Here is an 18166-nt window from a genome sequence, read left to right as displayed (position 1 = left end):
GCGCCTTGCAAAACGAGTAGTTCTCAACGAACCGTCAAATGGAGCTTGAAGATCGATGGCACTGACGACGACGCCGACGCCGATGAACAACCGCATGCTGCCTGGCACTCGCGCCCTGCGAACCTTCGAGGCGGCCGCGCGGCACCTGAACTTCACGCGCGCGGCCGACGAGGTGGGACTCACGCCCGCGGCCGTGAGCTACCAGATCAAGGAAATTGAAGACCAGCTGGGCGTGGTGCTCTTCACGCGCACCAGCCGCAGCATTCAGCTCACGCCGGCCGGCGCCGTGCTGTTCGAGGCGACCGCCGACGCGCTAGACACCCTGCACCGCGCCGCAGGCCGCGCCCGCAAGCTCACGCGCAATGCGGCGCACCTGCGCGTGTCGCTGAGCGCGCGCTTTGCCACCAACTGGCTGCTGCCGAGGCTGCCGCAGTTCAGGGCCGCCAACCCGGGGCTGGAGCTGACCTTCGACATCACCGACACGCTGCGCGACTTCGAGGCCGATGACATCGACATTGCCATCCGCTTCGGCACCGGCAGCTATGAAGGCGCGCGCGCTGACCGGCTGTTCGACACCCTCATCGTGCCCGTGTGCAGCCCCAGGCTCATCGAGACCGGGCCACCGCTGAACGAGCCGCGCGACCTGTTGCACCACACGCTGTGCTATGTCGACTGGAAGACCGACACCATGACCTGGCCCAACTGGCGCATGTGGATGGCCGCGGCCGGCGTCGACGACAACTTCGACGACAGCCGGTGCGTGGGCTTTGCCGATTCGAGCTACGTGGTGCAGGCCGTGGTCGAAGGCGGCGCAGTGGGGCTTGCCGACCTGGACATGATTGCGGGCGACCTGGCGCAGGGGCGGCTGGTGCGGCTGTTCGACGTCGGCGTGCGCATGGCGCCGCCGTATGCGTATCACCTGGTGTATCCGCAGGGGAGCGGGGAGGATGCGCGGGTTGTGGCGTTTCGGGAATGGCTGCTGAGGGAGGCAGGCGCACCGCCGACTGCCTGATTGATCGCCCTCACCCCACCGCGCTGCATCAAAGCTCGTTGCAATAGCTACTGACAGGCGCCCCAGCCAGCTCAGCCGCCATCGTGTCCCAAGCACCGGACGACACCACGCCCGCGATATGAGCCTGATGGTGGCTGCGTGACTCCCACGACTCAACCAGCGTGAACACGCAGTCGTTGTCGGCGCGCCCGAACAGCTGCACGCCACGGCATCCATCCGCCGATGGCAGCGACTGCTTGACCTGCTGCATGAGTTCGGCGAACGCGGATGCGCGCTCGGGCTTGGCTTCGAAAGTGATGATGACGTTGATCGGGTTCATGGGAGTTTCTTTGTCGTTTGCTTGAAGAAAAAGGCAGACGGCAGGTTAGCCAGCGCCCTCCCCCACGCCAAGGCGCGAAGCTGCGAAGAAATTGACCATGGCTGCGAAAGACGCAGCCGCCCCCATGTCGGTGAGTCAGTCAATCAGCCCGACTGAACGCGCCGCACGTACTCGGCAGGCGTTGCCTCGAAGCGCCTGCGAAACGCGCGATTGAAATGCGCCGCGCTCTCGAACCCCACCTTCGCAGCCGCATCGCCCGGCCGCAGCCCCGCGCCCAGCATCAGCATGCGCGCCTCTTCCAGGCGCAGGTCGCGAATGCAGCGCATCGGCGTGACCCCGGCCACCTCGCGAAAACTGTGCGCGAAGTGCGAAGGGCTCATGTGCACGTGGCTGGCAATCTCGGCCACCGACAGTGGCCGGCCCAAATGGCGACGCATGAAGGCGATGGCCGTTTGTATGCGTGCACCGGCCTTGGTAACGGCGCCCGCGCTGCGGATGGCGGCCGCGGCCTCGGCCTCGGAGCGCAGCAGCCGCAGCACGATTTCTTCAACTGCCAGCGGCGCGAGCGTGCGGCGATCCACCGGGTCGTCGGCCGCCAGCAGCAGGCGGGCAAAAGCCTCGACCACCTCCGGCCCCACCGCAGCCGTGAAGTTCTCGGTCACGCGGGCGGGCTCGGCCAGCGTGCCGCTTTCTGCCAGCGCGACAAAAGACTTGACCAGCATGTCGGGCGGCAGGTCGAGATGAATCGCGAGGTACGGATGCTCGGCGCTCGCCCCGACGACCGTGCCGAGGCACGCGACCTCGGCCCCGAGCACCAGGCACTGCGTGGCGCCGTAGTCGAGCGAACGACGGTCGCCGAGGTACGCGGTCTTGCGGCCCTGCAAGACCACCACCACGCCCGGCGTGAGGCGCTGGGTTTTCTCGTAACGCACCGGGCGCGAGAACCGGTAGCAGCGCAGCCCTGGATACAGCGCATCGGTGCGGCCATCCGCAGGGGTTCGCGCCGCGACCATGTCGCGCAGACGGGCCCAGGCGGCGGTAGGAATGGCCTCGGGCTTGTTGTCGGCAACGGGCGCAGTTGGCATCGGTTTTGTTGTGGGGAGAAGAAGAAAAGCGAAATGCGCAGCGCTGCCGGTTGGCGCGCGCCCGTTGCCGGGGCGCGCGGCCGGTGCTATTGGGTGCTGCCGATGTTCTGTCGCAGCGCTTCTACTTCCCAGTCAAACGAGTGGTGCGAGAAAATGAACCAGCAGAAGATCTGGACTGGCGGATGGAAGATGTGGCCGCAGTCCGCAAAGTATTCACGCTGTTAGATGCAGAGGTAAAGCAGGCTCGAGGTCGCATACAAGTAATTGTGCTCAACCACGCGGATGAAGAGGTTGGGGCAGATTGTCCAATGTTCATCCAGTTGAAGAATGGCGAGGAAAGGCAAAGGCCCTCGTACCTCCAGCGTGGCTACGCTCCCGTCCTCCTGAGACCTGACCTTTAGAGTTGTTCGGTATTGAAATGCTTTGGCGTCGCCTCGACGCAGTCCGGTTAGCGATGAGAGCATCTCGCCGGACCCCGATAGCTCACGGAGCTTAATAATTGCTTCTGAATCAACTATCTTCTGCCCCAACCCCCATTTATCCGCAAAGGTAACCGCTAGACACTCCTCTACATCCAAGAAGGAGTGCCCTCATGCCAATCGCCTTACTCGCGCTGACCCTCAGCGCTTTCGCCATCGGGACGACCGAGTTCGTCATCGTTGGTCTCATCCCCACTGTGGCCGCCGACCTCGGCATCGGCCTTCCCTCGGCCGGCCTGCTGGTCAGCCTCTATGCGCTGGGCGTCGCCATCGGCGCGCCGGTGCTCACCGCCCTGACGGGCAAGCTGCCGCGCAAGGCGCTGCTGCTCGGGCTGATGGCGCTGTTCACGGTCGGCAATCTGCTGGCGTGGAAGGCGCCGAGCTATGAATCGCTGATTGCCGCCCGCGTGCTCACGGGGCTGGCGCACGGGGTGTTCTTCTCCATTGGCTCGACCATTGCCACCGGCCTGGTGCCGAAGGAAAAGGCGGCGAGCGCCATCGCGATCATGTTCACGGGCCTCACGGTGGCGCTGGTCACGGGCGTGCCGCTGGGCACGTTCATCGGGCAGCACTTCGGCTGGCGCGAAACTTTCCTGGCGGTGTCGGCGCTGGGCGTTATCGCCTTCATCGGCAGCTGGATCTTTGTGCCCAGCAACATCCGCCACACGCCGCCGGCCTCGCTGGCGCAGCAAGCCAAGGTGCTGGCCGAGCCGCGCCTGTTGCTGGTGTATGCGAAGACGGCCATCGGCTATGGCGGCTCGTTCATTCCGTTCACGTTTCTCGCGCCGATCCTCACCGACGTGTCTGGCTTCAGCGCCGGCGCTGTGGGCTGGGTAATGCTGGTGTACGGCATCTCGGTAGCGGTGGGCAACATCTGGGGCGGCAAGCTGGCCGACCGCATGGGCCCGATTCCGGCGCTGAAGATCATCTTCGCGCTGCTGGCCGCGGTGCTGCTGGTGTTCAACTTCGCGGCGCCGCACAAGTGGCTGGCCCTGCTGGCGGTGCTGATGTGGGGCGCGGTGGCTTTCGGCAACGTGCCGGGGCTGCAGGTGTATGTGGTGAAGCAGGCCGAACGCTTCACGCCGCAGGCGGTAGACGTGGCCTCGGGCCTGAACATCGCGGCGTTCAATCTGGGCATTGCCGGCGCGGCCTGGGCCGGTGGGCTGATCGTGACGCACCTTGGGCTGATGCACACGCCGTGGATTGGCGCACTGGTGGTGCTGGTGTCGCTGGCCCTCACGCAGTGGAGCGGCACGCTCGACCGCCGTGCCGGCATTCCGGTTCGCGCTTCGGGGCCGGTGCCGGTCGGTCACTGAACCCCCTCTTTTTTCAACACACAAGGACAACACACATCATGAACACGAACAACATCATTCCCGCCTTCGGCCTCGGCACCTTCCGCCTGAAGGGCCAGGTGGTCATCGACTCGGTGAAGAACGGCCTCGACGTGGGCTACCGCACCATCGACACGGCGCAGATCTACGGCAACGAGGCCGAGGTGGGCCAGGCCATTGCCGAAAGCGGCGTGGCCCGCGACAGCCTCTTCATCACCACCAAGATCTGGACCGACAACTACGCCAAAGACAAGCTGGTGCCCAGCCTGAAAGACAGCCTCGCCAAGCTGCGCACAGACCATGTCGACCTGACGCTGATCCACTGGCCCTCGCCCGGCAACGCAGTGCCGGTGGCCGAGTTCATGGGTGCGCTGGCCGAGGCCAAGGCGCAGGGGCTCACGAAGCGCATTGGCGTGTCTAACTTCAACATCGCGCTGATGAAGGAAGCCATTGCGGCCGTGGGCGCGGAGCAGATCGCCACCAACCAGATCGAGCTGCACCCCTATCTGCAGAACCGCAAGGTGGCTGAATTCGCGAAGAGCCAGGGCATTCACATTACTTCTTACATGACGCTGGCTTACGGCAAGGTGCTGGGCGACCCGGTTGTCGAAGCGATTGCCAAGGCGCACGGCGCGACCACGGCGCAGGTGGTGTTGGCGTGGGCGATGCAGCTGGGCTATGCGGTGATTCCGTCGTCCACCAAGCGTGCGAACCTCGAGGGCAATCTGAAGGCTCTGCAGTTGAAGCTGACGGACGAGGAAATGGCGCAGATTGCGGTGCTCGACCGCAATGAGCGCCTGACAGACCCGGCCGGTCTGTCGCCGGCCTGGGACTGAGCTCCCGACGCTCTTCCTCTCAACCCGCGCTGCCCACGGGCTTGAACCCCCAGGCCTGCGCCCGGAACCCGGTGAAGCTGATGGGGCCGGCCACGGCGCTGGCTTCCACCTTGTTGTCGGCGAGCCCGATGACCAGCGGCGCATTCGAATTGCTCGCCCCGGACTTGCACTGGATGTACCAGTAGCCGGGCTCCTCGGTGGACAGCAGGCTCCAGAGTTGCCTGTCGGCATCGGACAGGCCGACGGGCATCATCACGACGGGCGTGGGCATGACCGTGGAGCCGGGCTGCAACGTCAAGACGAACCCGGTGCCCATCTTTGTCTGCAGGTACCACCAGCCCGGTGCCTGGGGTGCGGGAACGAACAACCATTGCTGGTTGCCGACCTGCGGCAGCTTGAGCGTGTACCCGATGACCCCTGCGCCCTTGGCGGGGTTGTTGCCGCTCACGTCCAGCACGTAGTGGTCGCCTGGCAGGTACTGGATGTTGTAGGGCCCGAGGTTCAAGTTCTCCACGGGGATGGCGGGTGCTGGCGCTGCAGCACCTGTTGCGGTGATCGACATTGTCGTTTCTCCTTTCCTGGAATGCGTTTGCTTGCAGGTGATGCTCAGGTCCGCACCGAGCCGAGCGCGTGTTCGACCCAGTACAGCTGCAGCAGGGCTTCGGCGTCCGCGGTGTCCGCGTTCGCGCCCTTGTCCTGCAGCAGCTGCAGGGCCTGCGGGTAGACCGTGTTCTCCGGAATGAAGAAGGGCAGCGTCGGGTTGATGTTGGTGTAGCGATCGCCAAGCAGCATCTTGGCGAGCATCGGCATGAGTTCGGTCGAAGTTCCGTTCAGGCTCATGTCGAGCACCGGCGACGACTTCAACTGGTTCATGAGGAACGGCGGCGAATTGTTGAAGGGATTCGCATCGCCGTTCATCCACTGGTCCGCACCCCAGCCGTGGGTATCGCTGGCAACCCAATCGGGCATGTAGCCAGTGCCGAAGGTGATGGCGGTAATGTCCTCGAGTGCATGGCCCGCCTTCACCGCCAGGGCGATTGCCGCGACCGTGGGATCGTGGTTGAAGAAGCAGCCGTCGACGTTGCCGTCGAGCGAGCCCAGTTGCCCGGGCATCGCGCCGCTCGACGTGGCCGCCTTGGCGATGGTCACGTCGCCATGGTCGGGGATCATGTTCGTGTACATGACCGGCTGCCACGGTATGGCCGTCTGCACAGAGTTCTTCACTTCGAGCCCGCCGACATTGAAGGTCACGAAGAGCGCTTTCTTCATCAAGATATCCTGGACCTTCGCGTCGCCATGCAGCGCAAGCTGCGAGGCGTAGACCTCATCGATCGAATACGCGGGCGCCTTCGGATCGGTGTTCATCTTTTGGTAGAACCCGATCTCCCCGTTCTGGGAGGTGAAGAGATTGATGATGTCTTGCGGCGTCTTTCCCGCCAATAGCTCGCTCGTGATGATCGAGCCCGTCGAGCATCCCGCGATGAGGTCGGTGTTGTCGATGATCTGAGGGAACTTCGCGTACAGCTTGTTCAAGACCGATACCGGCATCAGCCCTCGTATGCCACCGCCGACAAACGAGAGGATGGTGAATTTCTGCTTTTCCGCCATTGCCAACTCCTTTCAAGAGAAATGACTTCCATGAAATAAATCCCCGGCCGGGGAAGCGGAGTCTGGGCGCTGGTTGCGTTTGTCGCTACGAGTGAAATCCCGTTCAATCCATCAGCGTAATTCCGAAGGCCGCGCAACGATTCGGAACGCACCACAGTGGGACAGAAGTTGCGCGAAGGTACTCGTCTTCATGCAGCTGAGTTGCGAAATTCGTCGAGCGCGTACCTAAGTTCGCGCTCCTCTTCGAGGGTCAGCGCAAGTGCCAGTTCGCGAAAGCTGGATTGGTAGCAGGGCAGCATCAGCGCTGCGGTGAGTGCGTTGGCGCTGCTGCTGCTGTTGTTTGCGATGTGCGCGTGGCACGCGGCGATGCTTCGATAGATGGCGAGCGCCTGTGCAACCAGTGCGCAGGGTTGCGTTGTCGCGGTGTTCCTGATGCTGCTCATGCCGACTCCTCATCGCGCGCTTCGTATCGCGCCGTGAGGCAACTCTATTCACGCTGGTTTGCAGCGGGGAGTAACAACATCGTCGTGAATCGGGGCGGCTGCCGCGCCCTCAGCCTCGATCGCGCGGGCTCAGGAACCCCGTCGCGTCGCAGCCCAGTCCGAAAGAATCTGCACGGCCTCACGGTCGAGCTTCTGCTCCGCAGGCAGGCCGCGCTGCGCAAGCGCGGCGCCGGCTTCGGCGCGAAGCGCATCGACATCGATGGGGTGCCGCGCCGCCACAGTCACACCCTTGAATGCCTCGCCCGACTGCGCGAGCGAGGCCGCGTAGTACAGCTTGGCGATGCCCGCGATGTGCATCGCCGCCACGCACATGGCGCACGGCTCGCACGAGGTGTAGAGCTCGCAGCCCGACAGGTTGACGGTGTCGAGCTTGCGGCAGGCGTCGCGGATGGCTTCGACTTCGCCGTGCGAGGTGGGGTCGGAATGGGCGACTGAATGGTTGAAGCCTTCGCCGACGATCACGCCGTCTTTCACGACGACGGCGCCGAAGGGCTCGGTGCCGGGCTCCTGGAGCGCTTGTGCCGAGAGGGTCAGTGCGCGTTGCATGAATTGCTGTTGGTACATGGTGTTCAGGCCTTTCTGGCGCTGCTGTCCAGCGCCGTGAGCGTGTTGGTGGCGTGGTGCGCTTTCGGCGAGAAGAGCCCAGCCGTTGCCGCGGCATAGCGACGCGGGTCGAAGCACAGCATGAGCGGCAGCAGCACCACCACGACTACGGCAAGGTAAGCCCATGCGAGCGTGAAGCCGCCGGTGTGCTCGCGCACCCAGCCGGTGACGAAGGGCGCGAGTGCGGCGATCATGAAGCCCACGCCCTGCATGAAGCCCGCGAGCGCGCCGGCCTGTGCGGGGTCGGGCAGGTGATCGAGCGCCAGCACCATGCACAGCGAGAACGCACCGCCGAGGCCGAAGCCCAGCACGACGGCGATGGCGACGGCCGGCACGGGCGCATCGAAGGTCAGCGCGCAGAAGCCCGCCAGTTGCGCAACCAGCGTGAGCACCAGCCAGGGCCGCAGGTCGCGCCCCCGGCTGCGCGCGATGGCGGGCATGGCGAGCGCGGCGACCACCTGCGCGGCCGTCATCAGCGCGAGCACCGAGCCGCCCTGCTGTGCGGTCCAGCCCTGCTGGGCATAGAAGTGCGGCAGCCATGCGACGAGGCTGGTGTAGCCACCGTTGATGAGGCCGAAGCACGCCGCCAGCAGCCATGCGCGGCGGCTTGCGAAGCAGCGCAGCCACGAGAGGTTCTGGCGCGGCGCATCGGCGACTGTGAATTCCATGCGACGCATGTTCAGCCAATACAGCAGCGCGAAGGTTGCGAGCAGGGCCCATATCGCGAGGCCCGCGTGCCAGTCGGGCTGCGCTCCGCCGATTGCATGCGCCACCCACGGGCTGGCCATGGCGCCGAGCCCGCCGCCGCCCATGATCGCGGCGGAGTACAGCCCCGTCATCACGCCGATGCGCGTCGGGTAGGCCTGCTTCACCACGCCGGGCATCAGCGCCTGCACCAGCCCGACACCCGCTCCCGCGAGCGCCGCGCTCCACAGCAGCGCGGCCGCACCGCCCGCCACATAGCGGCTCGCACAAGCGAAGGCAATGGCCCCGAGCCCGAGCGCGACACCGCCGCGCGCGCCGATGCGCTGGCCCACTGCCGCGCCGCACAGCGACGTGGCCCCCATCGCGAACATCGGCAGCACCGTGAGCAGCGCCACCGCATGAAAGCCGATGCCGGTCGCAAGGCGTATGGGTTCGAGCAGCGGGCTGCTCGACGTGAGAAAGGCGCGCAGGTTCAGCGCCACCAGCACGATCACGACCGCGAAGGCGACGCCTCCGTCACGACTGCGCCCTGCCCTCACAAGGCAGCCACGTCGGCCTGCAGCACGCCGTTGCGCGCCACGATGCGGCCGCCCGCCACCACCAGCTTGCGCACGGGCCGCGACACCACGGCCTGCGCGACCGTTTGCGCATCGACCAGCACGAGGTCGGCGCGGTTACCGGGCACGAGGCCGTAGGCCTCGAAACCGCAGCCGCGCGCGCCGGAGTGCGTGACGGTGTCGAGCGCGACTTCGATCTCGTCGTCGCGGCGCAGGTTGTAGCGCAGGCCGATGATCATGGCGCGCTCGAGCATGTCGGGGTTGCCATAGGGCGACCAGGTGTCGCGGATGCCGTCGTTGCCGCCGAGCACGCTCACACCGGCCTGCCGGCAAGCCATGAGCGGCGGCACGGTGCGCGAGGGCGGCGCGCTGGTGACGAGCACCACGCCGAGCCTGGCCATGCGCGCGAGCAGCGCATCGCGCTCTCGTTCGCTCACGTCGCCCAGGCAGAAGCCGTGGCTGATGGCCACCCTGCCCTGCAGGCCCAGCGCCTCGGTGCGCTGCAGGATGAGGTCGAGCGAGAACGCGCCCATGGCGCCGGGCTCGTGCAGGTGGATGTCGATGGGGCGCTGGTGCTTGTCGGCAATGCCGAACAGCACGTCGAGCGACTTCACTGGGTCGCCGTCGATGGCGCAGGGGTCGAGGCCGCCGAGCACGTCGGCGCCCTGCGCCAGCGACTGGTCGAGCAGCTCGGCCGTGCCGGGGCGGCCCAGCAGGCCCGATTGCGGGAAGGCGACGATCTGGATCTGCTGCACGTCGCGCAGCGCCTCGCGCGTGCGCAGGGTGCCTTCAAGGTGGCGCAGGCCGGCCTGCGTGTCGACGTCGACGTGCGTGCGCAAGCGCGTGGTGCCGAGCGCGAGAAAGGCCTTGGCGAGCACCAGCGACTGCGCGGCCGCGTCGTGCCCGCTGGAGTGGCGGAAGGCGCGCTCGTTCTCGATCTTGTCGGTGAGATTGGTGCCGACCTCGTTGCGGTACCAGTCCATCCCCCACATCGTCTTGTCGAGGTGGGTGTGGCCTTCGACGAGGCCCGGCAGCAGCAAGGCGCCCTGGCCGTCTTCGATGGTGGCGCCGGCCGGCGCAGCAAGCGCGGCGCCGATCTCGGCGATGCGCCCGTCCTGGACCCGCACGTCGACCGGGGAGGCGCCCATGGGGCGCACGTTGCGGATCAGGAGCGATGGCATGTTGAGAGTCCGTTCGTTGAAAGCATCAGGCAGGTTGCGCTGCAACGGTACGCGGCACGATGCGCGCCGTGAAGAGCGCCACGATCACGAACACCAGTGCATTCGTCGCCAGCGCCACGAGCCCGATGTTGAGCGACTTGAAGACGACCGGTGCAGCCGGGAACAGCGTACCCAGGTTCGAGCTGGTGGTCATCATGAAGGCCAGCACCGCGCCGCCCGCCAGGATGCCCGCGAAGGCTGCGTGCTTGTTGCCGAAGGGCTTCTTCATGAGGCTGAACAGCAGCGAGGGCAGCAGCTGCGTGAGCAGGCTCGACGCGAAGATGGCCACCGACACGATGGTGGTGCCGCCGCGCAGCACGAAGTACACCGCCACCAATGCAAACAGAGGCAGCACGCCGCGCGCCACGCGCGACACCTGCTTGTCAGTGGCGTTGTGGGCGAAGCCTTCCTTGTAGACGTTCTTGCCGATCACGGTGGAGGCCGTGAGCAGAATCATCGAGCCCGGCACCAGTGCGGTGAGCACGCCCGTGCCGCCGATCACGCCGACGAACCATGGGTCGAAGGTGTGCTTTGCCAGCCCGAACAGCGCAAGGTCGACCTCCGAGCCCTTGAGCCCAGGCACCTGCAGGATGGCCGCGAAGCCGACGAGGAACAGGAAGGCGATGACCACCTGGTACAGCGGCATCAGGATGGTGTTGCGGCGCACCGCGCTCGCGCTCCTGGCGGCATACACCGAGGTGAGGTTGAACGGGTACAGGTAATAGCCCAGCGCCGTCAGCAGGATGGTCGAGTTGTACCAAGTGAGGTTCAGGCCTTCTTTCGGAAACTCGAAGAAGCTGGGGCTGGCCGCGTGGATGGCGGTGAACATGGCCGTGACGCCGCCGTAGTAGTGCCACGGCAGGTAGATGCCGAGGAACACGGCGAGCGCGAGGATGAGCACGTCTTTCACGATGGCGATGCTGGCCGAGCCATGGATACCCGAGAACAGGATGTAGCTCACCATGACCACGGTGCCGATCCAGATTGCCACCTGCGGCGCGATGGAGCCGTATGAAGCTTCCGACACGATGATGCCGAGCCCGCGCAACTGGATGGTCAGCAGCGCGACCATGCCCATGAGCGCGACGATGGACACCAGCACGCCGAGCGGGCGGCTGTCGTACTTGTGCGCGAAGAAGTCGGAGAACGACACCAGCTTGTGCGCGGTGGCGTAGCGCCAGATGGCAGGCAGCATCCAGAAGGCCATGAGATAGGCCAGCCCGCCGTAGGCCAGGATGTAGAAGGCCGGCGAGCCCTTGCTGTAAGACCAGCCGCTGGCGCCCAAAAAGGTGAAGGTGGAAAACGATTCACCCGCCATCAGCAGGAACACCATGATCGCGCCCAGCCCGCGCCCGCCGAGCGCCCATTGCTCCAGGCTCATGGTGCGGCCGCGCCGCGCGAGCACCGCGAGGCCCAGCGCACCGACGACGAACAGGGCAATCACGCCGAGTGCGGCGTTCATCGGGCTTCTCCGTTGGCCGCTGTGGGCGCATCGAGGTCGCCTTCAGCGCGGTCGATGACCACCATGAGCAGCGAGGTCAGCACCAGCCAGCTGACGTTCCACACCATCAGGAAGGGCATGCCGAACACGAAGGTGGGCGCGATGGAGGACAGCCATCCCCCGCTGAAGAAAGCGGCTGCCGGCAGCGCGGCCAGCCATTTGGCGGATTTCATGGGTTGCCTCGATTCCTGTTCTGGTTGAGATTCGAATTCAGTTTTGGTTAACCATATACAATTATTTTGGTTAACCAAACGAGGCGAATGGTACGAAGCGGGAGGGGCCGAGTCAATCCGGGGGATTTCCCGGAGGCGACACGGCGCGGGCAATAATCCCCACGCCTATGCCTTCCACCGCACGCAAATCCCCCACTTCCGCCGCCCCTGCAGAGCCCACCGACGCCAACGAAGCCAACGTGGACGAGCGCGTCTACGCCGCCGTGTCGAAGGCGTTGCTCAGCGGCAAGCTGCGCCCCGGCACGCCCCTGCGCGAACGCGCGCTGGCCGAGGCGCTGGGCTGCACGCGCGGTGCGGTGCGCAAGGTGCTGGCGCGGCTGGGGTCGGAAAAACGGCTGGTGCTGGAGCACAACCGCGGCGCCTTCGTGCCCAACCCGTCCATCGACGACATGCGCGGCATCTACCGCGCGCGCCGCATCGTCGAAGCCGGGCTGGTGACCACGCTGTTCGGCAACCTCGAACGCGAGCAGGTGGCTGCGCTGCGCAAGCACGTGCAGGCGGAGCAAAAGGCGTTCAAGGAAGGCAGGCGTGAAGACTCGATCCGCCTGGCGGGCGACTTTCACCTGCTGCTGGCGGAGATGGCGGGCAGCGACGAGCTGCTGTCGTACATCCGGCGGCTGATTTCGAACACCGAGCTCTACAAGGCGCTGTACGACTCCGCCGAGGCCGCAAGCTGCGCGCCGCGCGAGCATGAGCAGATCATCGAGGCGCTGACGACGGGCAAGTCGCTCGACAAGGCGCTGGCCGTGGCGCTGGAGCACCTCGACGAGCTGGAGCAGCGCGTCATCGCAGGCGCGGCGGCCGAGCAGGAGGTGGACCTGGCGACGCTGCTGAACGGCGGCGGCACCACCGCGCACGGGCACAGCCACTGAGGCATCCACGCTTCGCTCGCGGGCGAAGTGTCGGTTGGCAGGGCTCGCGATGATCGGCGCCATGCACACACTCTCCTGCGCCAGCAAGCCCCGCACCAACGCCGCCTTCGAATGGGCGCTGCTCGCGCTGCTGGCCACCTGCTGGGGCGCTTCGTACACCTTCATCAAGATCGGCGTGGCGACGATCCCGCCCGTCACGCTGATCGCGGCACGCACGCTGATTGCCGGCCTGCTGCTGCTTGCGGTGCTGCGCATGCGCGGCGTGAAGCTGCCGAAGGAGCCGGCGATGTGGTGGCGCTTCGCACTGCAGGCCTGCCTGAACAGCGTGCTGCCCTTCACGCTCATTGCGTGGGCTGAACGCAGCGTGGATGCGGGCCTGGCGACCATCCTCAACTCGACCTCGCCGATCTTCATCTTCCTGCTGGGGCTGGGCCTTGGCGGCTCCGAGAGGCCCACGCTGCGGCGCCTGTTCGGCGTGGGCGCGGGGCTGGCGGGCATCTGCCTGATCGTCGGCTTCGAGGCGCTGAACGGGCTCGGGCATTCGCTGCTCGCGCAACTCGGGCTGGTGGCCGCCGCCGTCTGCTACGGCTGCGCCGCGATGTTCGGCCGCGTGTTCAAGGGGCTGGACCCGATGGTGCCGGCCGCCGGCTCGCTGCTGAGCGGCACGGCGATGCTGCTGCCCGCGAGCCTCGTGATCGACCGGCCGTGGACGCTCGCGCCGTCTGCCGCTTCGATGATGGCGGTGCTGGCGCTCGCGGTGCTGTCCACCGCGCTGGCCTTCACGATCTACTTCCGGCTCATCAAGACGCTGGGGCCGATGTCGACGGCTGCGCAGGCTTATCTGCGCGTGCCTATCGGCGTGATGATCGGCGTGGTGTTTCTTGGCGAGGCACCGGCGCCCACGGCGTGGGCCGGCCTTGCATGCATCATGGCCGGCGTGATCGCGATGACGATGCCGGCGCGCCGGGCGTGAACTGAACCCCGGCCCGTAGCTGGCAACTCAGTCGATGCTGATGTTCGCGGCCTTCGCGACCTCGGCCCACTTCACGCGGTTGTCGTGCACGGTCTTCTTGAACTGTGCCGGCGACTCGATGCGCACGGTGTTGCCCTGGCTCTCGAAGCGCTCGCGGATCTCGGGCTGCTCCAGCACCGCCTTCACGGCGGCATTGAGTTTGTCGACGATCTGCGGGTCGGTGCCCTTGGGCGCGAAGATGCCGAACCAGATCGAGCTGTCGAAGCCCTTGGTGCCCGGCAGGCCGCTCGATGCGATGGTGGGCACTTCTTTCACTGCCGGCACGGCCGCCGCGGTGGTCACGCCCAGCAGGCGCACCTTGCCGGCCTTGTAGTGCGGAAGAATGGTCTGCACCTGGTTCATGATGCAGCAGGTCTCGCCGCGCACCACCGAGGTAATGGCCTCGGGGCCGCCCTTGTAGGGCACGTGCACCATGTTCAGGCCCAGGCGCGAATTGAATTCGGCAAAGGCCATGTGCGTGCCGGCGCCGTTGCCTGTAGACGCATAGTTGTACTTGCCGGGGTTGGCCTTGACCAGCTCGACGAATTCCTTCAAGGTCTTGACGTTGATCACGTCGGGATTGATGGTGAGCACGTTCGACACGTCGAGCACCGGCGCCACCGGAATGAAGTCGGCTTCCACATCGAAGGGCAGCTTCTTGTAGAGCGCGGCGTTGCTGCCGTGCGTGGCAGCTGTGCCGAAGGCAAGCGTGTAGCCGTCGGGTTTCGAATGAGCCACGTAGTCGCTGGCGATGTTGCCTGCGGCGCCAGACTTGTAGTCGATGACGACGGGCCGCCCGAGCTGCTTTGCCAGTGGCTCCTGGATGACGCGGGCCACCACGTCGACGCCCGAGCCGGCCGGAAAGCCCATGATCAGCGTGACGGGTTGTTGCGGCCAGTCCTGTTGAGCGAGGGCGGCGGGCACGACGAGCGAGGCCGCTGCCAGCAGCAATACACGGCGGGCAAGACGAGTGAGTGGAGAATGGGCCATGACAGTCTTTCGGTCGTTCAGTCTTTTGTCTTCAATGCAGACGGTGCAGGCGCGAATTGTGGCGCGCCGCTGATGCCCGATTCCATATGAGCTTATGCGCGTCGACATGCATGTATCGCGCCTGCTCCCCATAATTGCCCCATGGTCCGTTCCTCCCAACAACTACACACCCCACGCGAGCCCGCGCCCCTGCGCGCGGCCGCCACGGTGCTGCTGCTGCGCGACAGCGCCGCCGGCGTCGAAGTGCTGATGACCCGCCGCTCGGCCACCGCCAGCTTCGCGCCCGGCGCCTACGTATTTCCCGGCGGCCATATCGACGACGCCGACGAAGCGGCCAAGCGCATCGCCACGCGCCGCCCCACGCAAAGCCGCGTGCAGCGCACGCAGGCCATCGCGGCCATTCGCGAGGCTTTCGAGGAGCTGGGCATCCTGCTGGCGCACCATGCCGACGCAAGCCCTGTCAGAGCCGAAGAAGTCGCCGCCATGGACCGCGGCGACACCGCCGGCACCGCCTTTGCCGACCAGTGCGCGGCACGCGGACTGGTGCTCGACTCGGACCGCGTGTTCACCTTCGCGCACTGGATGACCGACCGCGACCTGCCCAAGCGCTTCGACGTGCCCTTTCTGGTGGCGCGCATGCCCGAAGGCCAGACGCCCACGGCCGACGAGAGCGAACAGTTCGAGCCCAGCTGGGTGCATCCGGCCGATGCGCTCGCGCGCCATGAGGCCGGCACCTTCTTCATGATCTTCCCGACCGTGCGCACGCTGCAGCGCATGGCCGCATACCCCACCGTCGATGCCCTGCTCGCGGCCTGTGCCAGCGAGGCCCCGCTGTGGACCAGCTGCCCGCGCGCCGGCCTGCTCAAGGGCGAGGACGCGCGCTACATGGAACACGAGTCGCCCTATGGCGAACTCGCGCTGGTGTGCCCCGACGGCCAGCTCCTGCACGCGCTCGACTGGCAGAGCGAGCACCCGGTGCCGCTGCTGAAGAACGTGATGCGCCTCACCGCACCCAACCCGAGCGCGATGACTGGCCCGGGCACCAACAGCTACCTCGTGGGCGACGCGGCGACGGGCTACATCGTGATCGACCCGGGCCCGAACGACTTCGACCACATCGGCCGGCTGTGGCGCGCCACGAAAGGCGACATCCGCATGATCGTCTGCACGCACTCGCATGCCGACCACTCGCCGGGTGCGGCGCCGCTGCAGGCGCTGTGCAAGAACGGCAAGCCGCCGATCCTGGGCCTGGCCTCGAAGCCGACCGCGCGCGCCACCGCGCGCTTCACGCCCGAGCGCGAACTGGCCGACGGCGAACGCCTCGTGCTGTCGGGCGCCAACGCTGCCGGCGAAACCGTCACCCACACGCTGCACGTGATACACACACCCGGCCATGCGGCCAACCACCTATGCCTGGTGCTGGAAGAAGACGGCCTGCTGTTCTCCGGCGACCACATCCTCAACGGCAGCACCACGGTGGTCGATCCGCCCGACGGCGACATGAGCGCGTACCTCGATTCGCTCGACACGCTCGATGCGGCCTGCGAGGCCGGCGGCATCGACTTCATCCTGCCCGCGCACGGCTACGTGATCGGTTTTGCCCGCACCGCCATCGGCATGCTGAAGGCGCACCGCCTGAAGCGCGAAGCCAAGATCGCCGCCGCGATGCAGAAGCTGCCCGAAGGCACGCCCGAAGAATGGCTGCCGCTGGCCTACGACGACGTGCCCGAACGCATGTGGCCGGTGGCGGCCCGCTCGCTGGCCGCGCACGTGGCACGCATCCGCCAACTGGCGGCGCCCCGATGAACATGAAGACTGCTCCCGTCGAAGACGAAGGCATCCGCCTCGCCAAGCGCGTGGCCGCAATGGCTGGCGTGTCGCGACGCGAAGCCGAACTGCTGATAGAGAACGGCGCAGTGCGCGTCGATGGCGTGCCGCAGATGCTGCCGCAGTCGCGCGTGCTGCCGCACCAGCAGGTCGAGATCGAGGCGGGTGCCAAGCCCGAGCCGGTAGTGCCTGTCACATTGCTTCTGTACAAGCCTGCCGGCATGGCAACCGACACCGCGCACCGCCTGCTGGTGGCTGCGAATCATCACGAGCCCGAGCGCGCCGGACAGCGCTTTCTGCCGGCGCATGCAAAGGCGCAACGCTGCATGACGCCGCTCGAAACCGGCGCCAGCGGGCTGGTCGCGTACACGCAGGAATTCCGCATCGAACGCAAGCTGCAGGAAGACGCCGGCATCCTCGAACACGAGGTGATGGTGGACGTGGCCGGCCCGGTGAGCGCCGAGGTGCTGGCGCGGCTGGAACGCTCGCCCGCGCGCGTGAGCATCGGCCGCCAGAGCGACGAGCAGACAGGCCTGCGCTTCGCGCTCAAGGGCGCGCGGCCTGGGCAGATTGCCAACATCTGCGACGGCGTAGACCTGCGCATTCTGGCGATGCGGCGCATCCGCATTGGCCGCGTGCCGCTGGCGGGGCTTCAGCCCGGGCAGTGGCGCTACCTTGCACCCCACGAACGCTTCTGAAAAACAACAACGAAGAAATAAAGAAGAGAAGAGAAAGAGGACGACAACGACGATGCACCGCATGTTCGCGGCCTGCAATTTTCAGCCAGCGGCCCCGATGGGCCGCCGTCAGGGAGACTGAGCCATGAAGTTCGGACCACCGAGCACCGCCCTGGCCTGCACCGTGCCTCTGGCACTGGTGGCGGGCTGCACGCTTTTCGCGCCACCACCGCCGCCCGCGCCACCGGCACCACCGCCTGCCGTGGTCTCGAAGGACGGCCTGGCGCCCATCACAGAAGAACAGGTCGAGCGCATCCGCGAAGCCATCGGCGGCAAGCCGCCCAGCCCGGCCGTCGGCAAAGTGGTGCGCAGCGCCTCGCCGACCATCGAGTCCTTCGTGCGGACCGAGGGCTGCATCACCGCGCGCAACGGTGCGGTGCTCAACCCCTTTGCCGCGCCCGGCCGCCTGTTCGACGGCACGGGCTTCCAGGGCGGCCCGATGTCGGAAATGCAGTACCACGACAAGACCGCCTGCGTGACGGTGAAGCGCATCCAGAACTGGAAGATGGTCACGCCGAAGCTGTTGCGCTTCGAGGTGGTCTACGTGGGCGACGACGGCGAGGAGCGGGCCGTGAAACGCCATGAGCTGATGCGCCAGCCCAAGGGGGGCTGGCTCTTCACGCGCTGATTCCGCCCCCCTCGCGCAGACTGGGACAAACCCGAGGGACAGTGCTTTTCCGCACAGTCCGGGCACCCGGGCGCGCGACAAATGTTGCACAAAGCGTAACGGCAT

Annotated in this window: 20 protein-coding genes; 9 read left to right on the top strand and 11 right to left on the bottom strand. The window is 66.4% G+C overall.

Annotated features, from left to right (window positions below):
* The first annotated feature begins 55 nt into the window (after positions 1-55).
* Positions 56-1012 carry a LysR substrate-binding domain-containing protein gene (locus tag ACTG4X_RS06390; protein ID WP_440533473.1) on the top strand — a complete coding sequence of 319 codons (957 nt, stop codon included), beginning with the start codon at positions 56-58 and terminating at the stop codon, positions 1010-1012.
* A 28-nt stretch (positions 1013-1040) separates the two neighbouring features.
* Here the strand turns inward: ACTG4X_RS06390 and ACTG4X_RS06385 are convergent, their stop codons facing one another.
* Both ACTG4X_RS06385 and ACTG4X_RS06380 read right to left on the bottom strand, forming a co-directional pair.
* Entirely contained in the window at positions 1041-1331 is a 291-nt protein-coding gene (locus ACTG4X_RS06385) for a putative quinol monooxygenase (protein ID WP_440533472.1), read from the bottom strand.
* A gap of 143 nt (positions 1332-1474) precedes the next feature.
* Positions 1475-2416, bottom strand: a complete 942-nt coding sequence (locus ACTG4X_RS06380) for an AraC family transcriptional regulator (protein WP_440533471.1) — start codon at positions 2414-2416, stop codon at positions 1475-1477.
* An 83-nt stretch (positions 2417-2499) separates the two neighbouring features.
* Between ACTG4X_RS06380 and ACTG4X_RS06375 the strand changes: the two genes are divergently transcribed.
* From ACTG4X_RS06375 to dkgB, 3 genes are all read left to right on the top strand, one after another.
* Complete coding sequence (locus ACTG4X_RS06375) at positions 2500-2817, top strand: DUF3732 domain-containing protein (protein WP_440534367.1); 318 nt, start codon at positions 2500-2502, stop codon at positions 2815-2817.
* 191 nt (positions 2818-3008) lie between these two features.
* Entirely contained in the window at positions 3009-4211 is a 1203-nt protein-coding gene (locus tag ACTG4X_RS06370) for an MFS transporter (protein ID WP_093056323.1), read from the top strand.
* A gap of 38 nt (positions 4212-4249) precedes the next feature.
* Positions 4250-5065, top strand: a complete 816-nt coding sequence (gene dkgB / locus ACTG4X_RS06365; RefSeq protein WP_440533470.1) for a 2,5-didehydrogluconate reductase DkgB — start codon at positions 4250-4252, stop codon at positions 5063-5065.
* Positions 5066-5084: 19 nt separating this feature from the next.
* Here dkgB and ACTG4X_RS06360 read toward each other — a convergent pair whose 3' ends face one another.
* The 8 genes from ACTG4X_RS06360 to ACTG4X_RS06325 form a co-directional block, all read right to left on the bottom strand.
* Positions 5085-5627 carry a hypothetical protein gene (locus tag ACTG4X_RS06360; RefSeq protein ID WP_440533469.1) on the bottom strand — a complete coding sequence of 181 codons (543 nt, stop codon included), beginning with the start codon at positions 5625-5627 and terminating at the stop codon, positions 5085-5087.
* A gap of 44 nt (positions 5628-5671) precedes the next feature.
* Positions 5672-6673, bottom strand: a complete 1002-nt coding sequence (locus ACTG4X_RS06355; protein WP_440533468.1) for a patatin-like phospholipase family protein — start codon at positions 6671-6673, stop codon at positions 5672-5674.
* 188 nt (positions 6674-6861) lie between these two features.
* Positions 6862-7116 carry a hypothetical protein gene (locus ACTG4X_RS06350; RefSeq protein WP_440533467.1) on the bottom strand — a complete coding sequence of 85 codons (255 nt, stop codon included), beginning with the start codon at positions 7114-7116 and terminating at the stop codon, positions 6862-6864.
* Positions 7117-7245: 129 nt separating this feature from the next.
* Positions 7246-7740 (bottom strand): nucleoside deaminase, encoded by a 495-nt coding sequence (locus ACTG4X_RS06345; protein ID WP_440533466.1) that lies wholly within the window; start codon positions 7738-7740, stop codon positions 7246-7248.
* 5 nt (positions 7741-7745) lie between these two features.
* Positions 7746-9023, bottom strand: coding sequence for a cyanate transporter (locus tag ACTG4X_RS06340; protein WP_440533465.1), 1278 nt, complete (start codon positions 9021-9023; stop codon positions 7746-7748).
* A complete protein-coding gene (locus ACTG4X_RS06335; RefSeq protein ID WP_440533464.1) occupies positions 9020-10222 on the bottom strand; it encodes an amidohydrolase family protein in 1203 nt (400 codons plus the stop codon). Before ACTG4X_RS06335 ends, ACTG4X_RS06340 begins: the two co-directional genes overlap by 4 nt.
* 25 nt (positions 10223-10247) lie before the next feature.
* Positions 10248-11723 carry a sodium:solute symporter family protein gene (locus ACTG4X_RS06330; protein WP_440533463.1) on the bottom strand — a complete coding sequence of 492 codons (1476 nt, stop codon included), beginning with the start codon at positions 11721-11723 and terminating at the stop codon, positions 10248-10250.
* Positions 11720-11935 (bottom strand): DUF3311 domain-containing protein, encoded by a 216-nt coding sequence (locus ACTG4X_RS06325; protein ID WP_440533462.1) that lies wholly within the window; start codon positions 11933-11935, stop codon positions 11720-11722. The genes ACTG4X_RS06330 and ACTG4X_RS06325 overlap by 4 nt, the downstream gene beginning before the upstream one ends.
* A gap of 167 nt (positions 11936-12102) precedes the next feature.
* On the opposite strand from ACTG4X_RS06325, the gene ACTG4X_RS06320 reads away from it, so the two are divergent.
* Together ACTG4X_RS06320 and ACTG4X_RS06315 are read left to right on the top strand one after the other, a co-directional pair.
* Positions 12103-12867 (top strand): GntR family transcriptional regulator, encoded by a 765-nt coding sequence (locus ACTG4X_RS06320; protein WP_440533461.1) that lies wholly within the window; start codon positions 12103-12105, stop codon positions 12865-12867.
* 61 nt (positions 12868-12928) lie between these two features.
* On the top strand, positions 12929-13840 hold the full coding sequence (locus ACTG4X_RS06315; protein WP_440533460.1) for a DMT family transporter: 912 nt from the start codon (positions 12929-12931) through the stop codon (positions 13838-13840).
* Positions 13841-13867: 27 nt separating this feature from the next.
* Here the strand turns inward: ACTG4X_RS06315 and ACTG4X_RS06310 are convergent, their stop codons facing one another.
* The gene (locus tag ACTG4X_RS06310) at positions 13868-14869 is read right to left on the bottom strand and encodes a Bug family tripartite tricarboxylate transporter substrate binding protein (protein WP_176928812.1); all 1002 of its coding nucleotides are present in this window, start codon (positions 14867-14869) and stop codon (positions 13868-13870) included.
* A 141-nt stretch (positions 14870-15010) separates the two neighbouring features.
* Here ACTG4X_RS06310 and ACTG4X_RS06305 point away from each other — a divergent pair, with 141 nt between their 5' ends.
* From ACTG4X_RS06305 to ACTG4X_RS06295, 3 genes are all read left to right on the top strand, one after another.
* The gene (locus tag ACTG4X_RS06305) at positions 15011-16675 is read left to right on the top strand and encodes an MBL fold metallo-hydrolase (RefSeq protein WP_440533459.1); all 1665 of its coding nucleotides are present in this window, start codon (positions 15011-15013) and stop codon (positions 16673-16675) included.
* Positions 16672-17394: an RNA pseudouridine synthase gene (locus ACTG4X_RS06300; RefSeq protein ID WP_440533458.1), complete on the top strand. Its 723-nt coding sequence runs from the start codon at positions 16672-16674 to the stop codon at positions 17392-17394. Before ACTG4X_RS06305 ends, ACTG4X_RS06300 begins: the two co-directional genes overlap by 4 nt.
* Before the next feature lie 124 nt (positions 17395-17518).
* A complete protein-coding gene (locus ACTG4X_RS06295) occupies positions 17519-18061 on the top strand; it encodes a hypothetical protein (RefSeq protein ID WP_097200164.1) in 543 nt (180 codons plus the stop codon).
* Positions 18062-18166 lie beyond the last annotated feature (105 nt).

The organism is Variovorax sp. YR566 (genome assembly GCF_051992195.1).
GTDB lineage: Bacteria > Pseudomonadota > Gammaproteobacteria > Burkholderiales > Burkholderiaceae_C > Variovorax.
Note: the sequence above shows the minus strand (reverse complement) of the source record. Positions and strands in the feature narration are given on the sequence as shown.

Excerpts from the sequence above, each read along its gene's own strand:
- ACTG4X_RS06390 (WP_440533473.1), top strand. The coding sequence starts at position 56 with ATGGCACTGACGACGACGCCGACGCCGATGAACAACCGCATGCTGCCT.
- ACTG4X_RS06385 (WP_440533472.1), bottom strand. The coding sequence starts at position 1,331 with ATGAACCCGATCAACGTCATCATCACTTTCGAAGCCAAGCCCGAGCGC.
- ACTG4X_RS06380 (WP_440533471.1), bottom strand. The coding sequence starts at position 2,416 with ATGCCAACTGCGCCCGTTGCCGACAACAAGCCCGAGGCCATTCCTACC.
- ACTG4X_RS06370 (WP_093056323.1), top strand. The coding sequence starts at position 3,009 with ATGCCAATCGCCTTACTCGCGCTGACCCTCAGCGCTTTCGCCATCGGG.
- dkgB (WP_440533470.1), top strand. The coding sequence starts at position 4,250 with ATGAACACGAACAACATCATTCCCGCCTTCGGCCTCGGCACCTTCCGC.
- ACTG4X_RS06360 (WP_440533469.1), bottom strand. The coding sequence starts at position 5,627 with ATGTCGATCACCGCAACAGGTGCTGCAGCGCCAGCACCCGCCATCCCC.
- ACTG4X_RS06355 (WP_440533468.1), bottom strand. The coding sequence starts at position 6,673 with ATGGCGGAAAAGCAGAAATTCACCATCCTCTCGTTTGTCGGCGGTGGC.
- ACTG4X_RS06350 (WP_440533467.1), bottom strand. The coding sequence starts at position 7,116 with ATGAGCAGCATCAGGAACACCGCGACAACGCAACCCTGCGCACTGGTT.
- ACTG4X_RS06345 (WP_440533466.1), bottom strand. The coding sequence starts at position 7,740 with ATGTACCAACAGCAATTCATGCAACGCGCACTGACCCTCTCGGCACAA.
- ACTG4X_RS06335 (WP_440533464.1), bottom strand. The coding sequence starts at position 10,222 with ATGCCATCGCTCCTGATCCGCAACGTGCGCCCCATGGGCGCCTCCCCG.
- ACTG4X_RS06330 (WP_440533463.1), bottom strand. The coding sequence starts at position 11,723 with ATGAACGCCGCACTCGGCGTGATTGCCCTGTTCGTCGTCGGTGCGCTG.
- ACTG4X_RS06325 (WP_440533462.1), bottom strand. The coding sequence starts at position 11,935 with ATGAAATCCGCCAAATGGCTGGCCGCGCTGCCGGCAGCCGCTTTCTTC.
- ACTG4X_RS06320 (WP_440533461.1), top strand. The coding sequence starts at position 12,103 with ATGCCTTCCACCGCACGCAAATCCCCCACTTCCGCCGCCCCTGCAGAG.
- ACTG4X_RS06315 (WP_440533460.1), top strand. The coding sequence starts at position 12,929 with ATGCACACACTCTCCTGCGCCAGCAAGCCCCGCACCAACGCCGCCTTC.
- ACTG4X_RS06310 (WP_176928812.1), bottom strand. The coding sequence starts at position 14,869 with ATGGCCCATTCTCCACTCACTCGTCTTGCCCGCCGTGTATTGCTGCTG.
- ACTG4X_RS06305 (WP_440533459.1), top strand. The coding sequence starts at position 15,011 with ATGGTCCGTTCCTCCCAACAACTACACACCCCACGCGAGCCCGCGCCC.
- ACTG4X_RS06300 (WP_440533458.1), top strand. The coding sequence starts at position 16,672 with ATGAACATGAAGACTGCTCCCGTCGAAGACGAAGGCATCCGCCTCGCC.
- ACTG4X_RS06295 (WP_097200164.1), top strand. The coding sequence starts at position 17,519 with ATGAAGTTCGGACCACCGAGCACCGCCCTGGCCTGCACCGTGCCTCTG.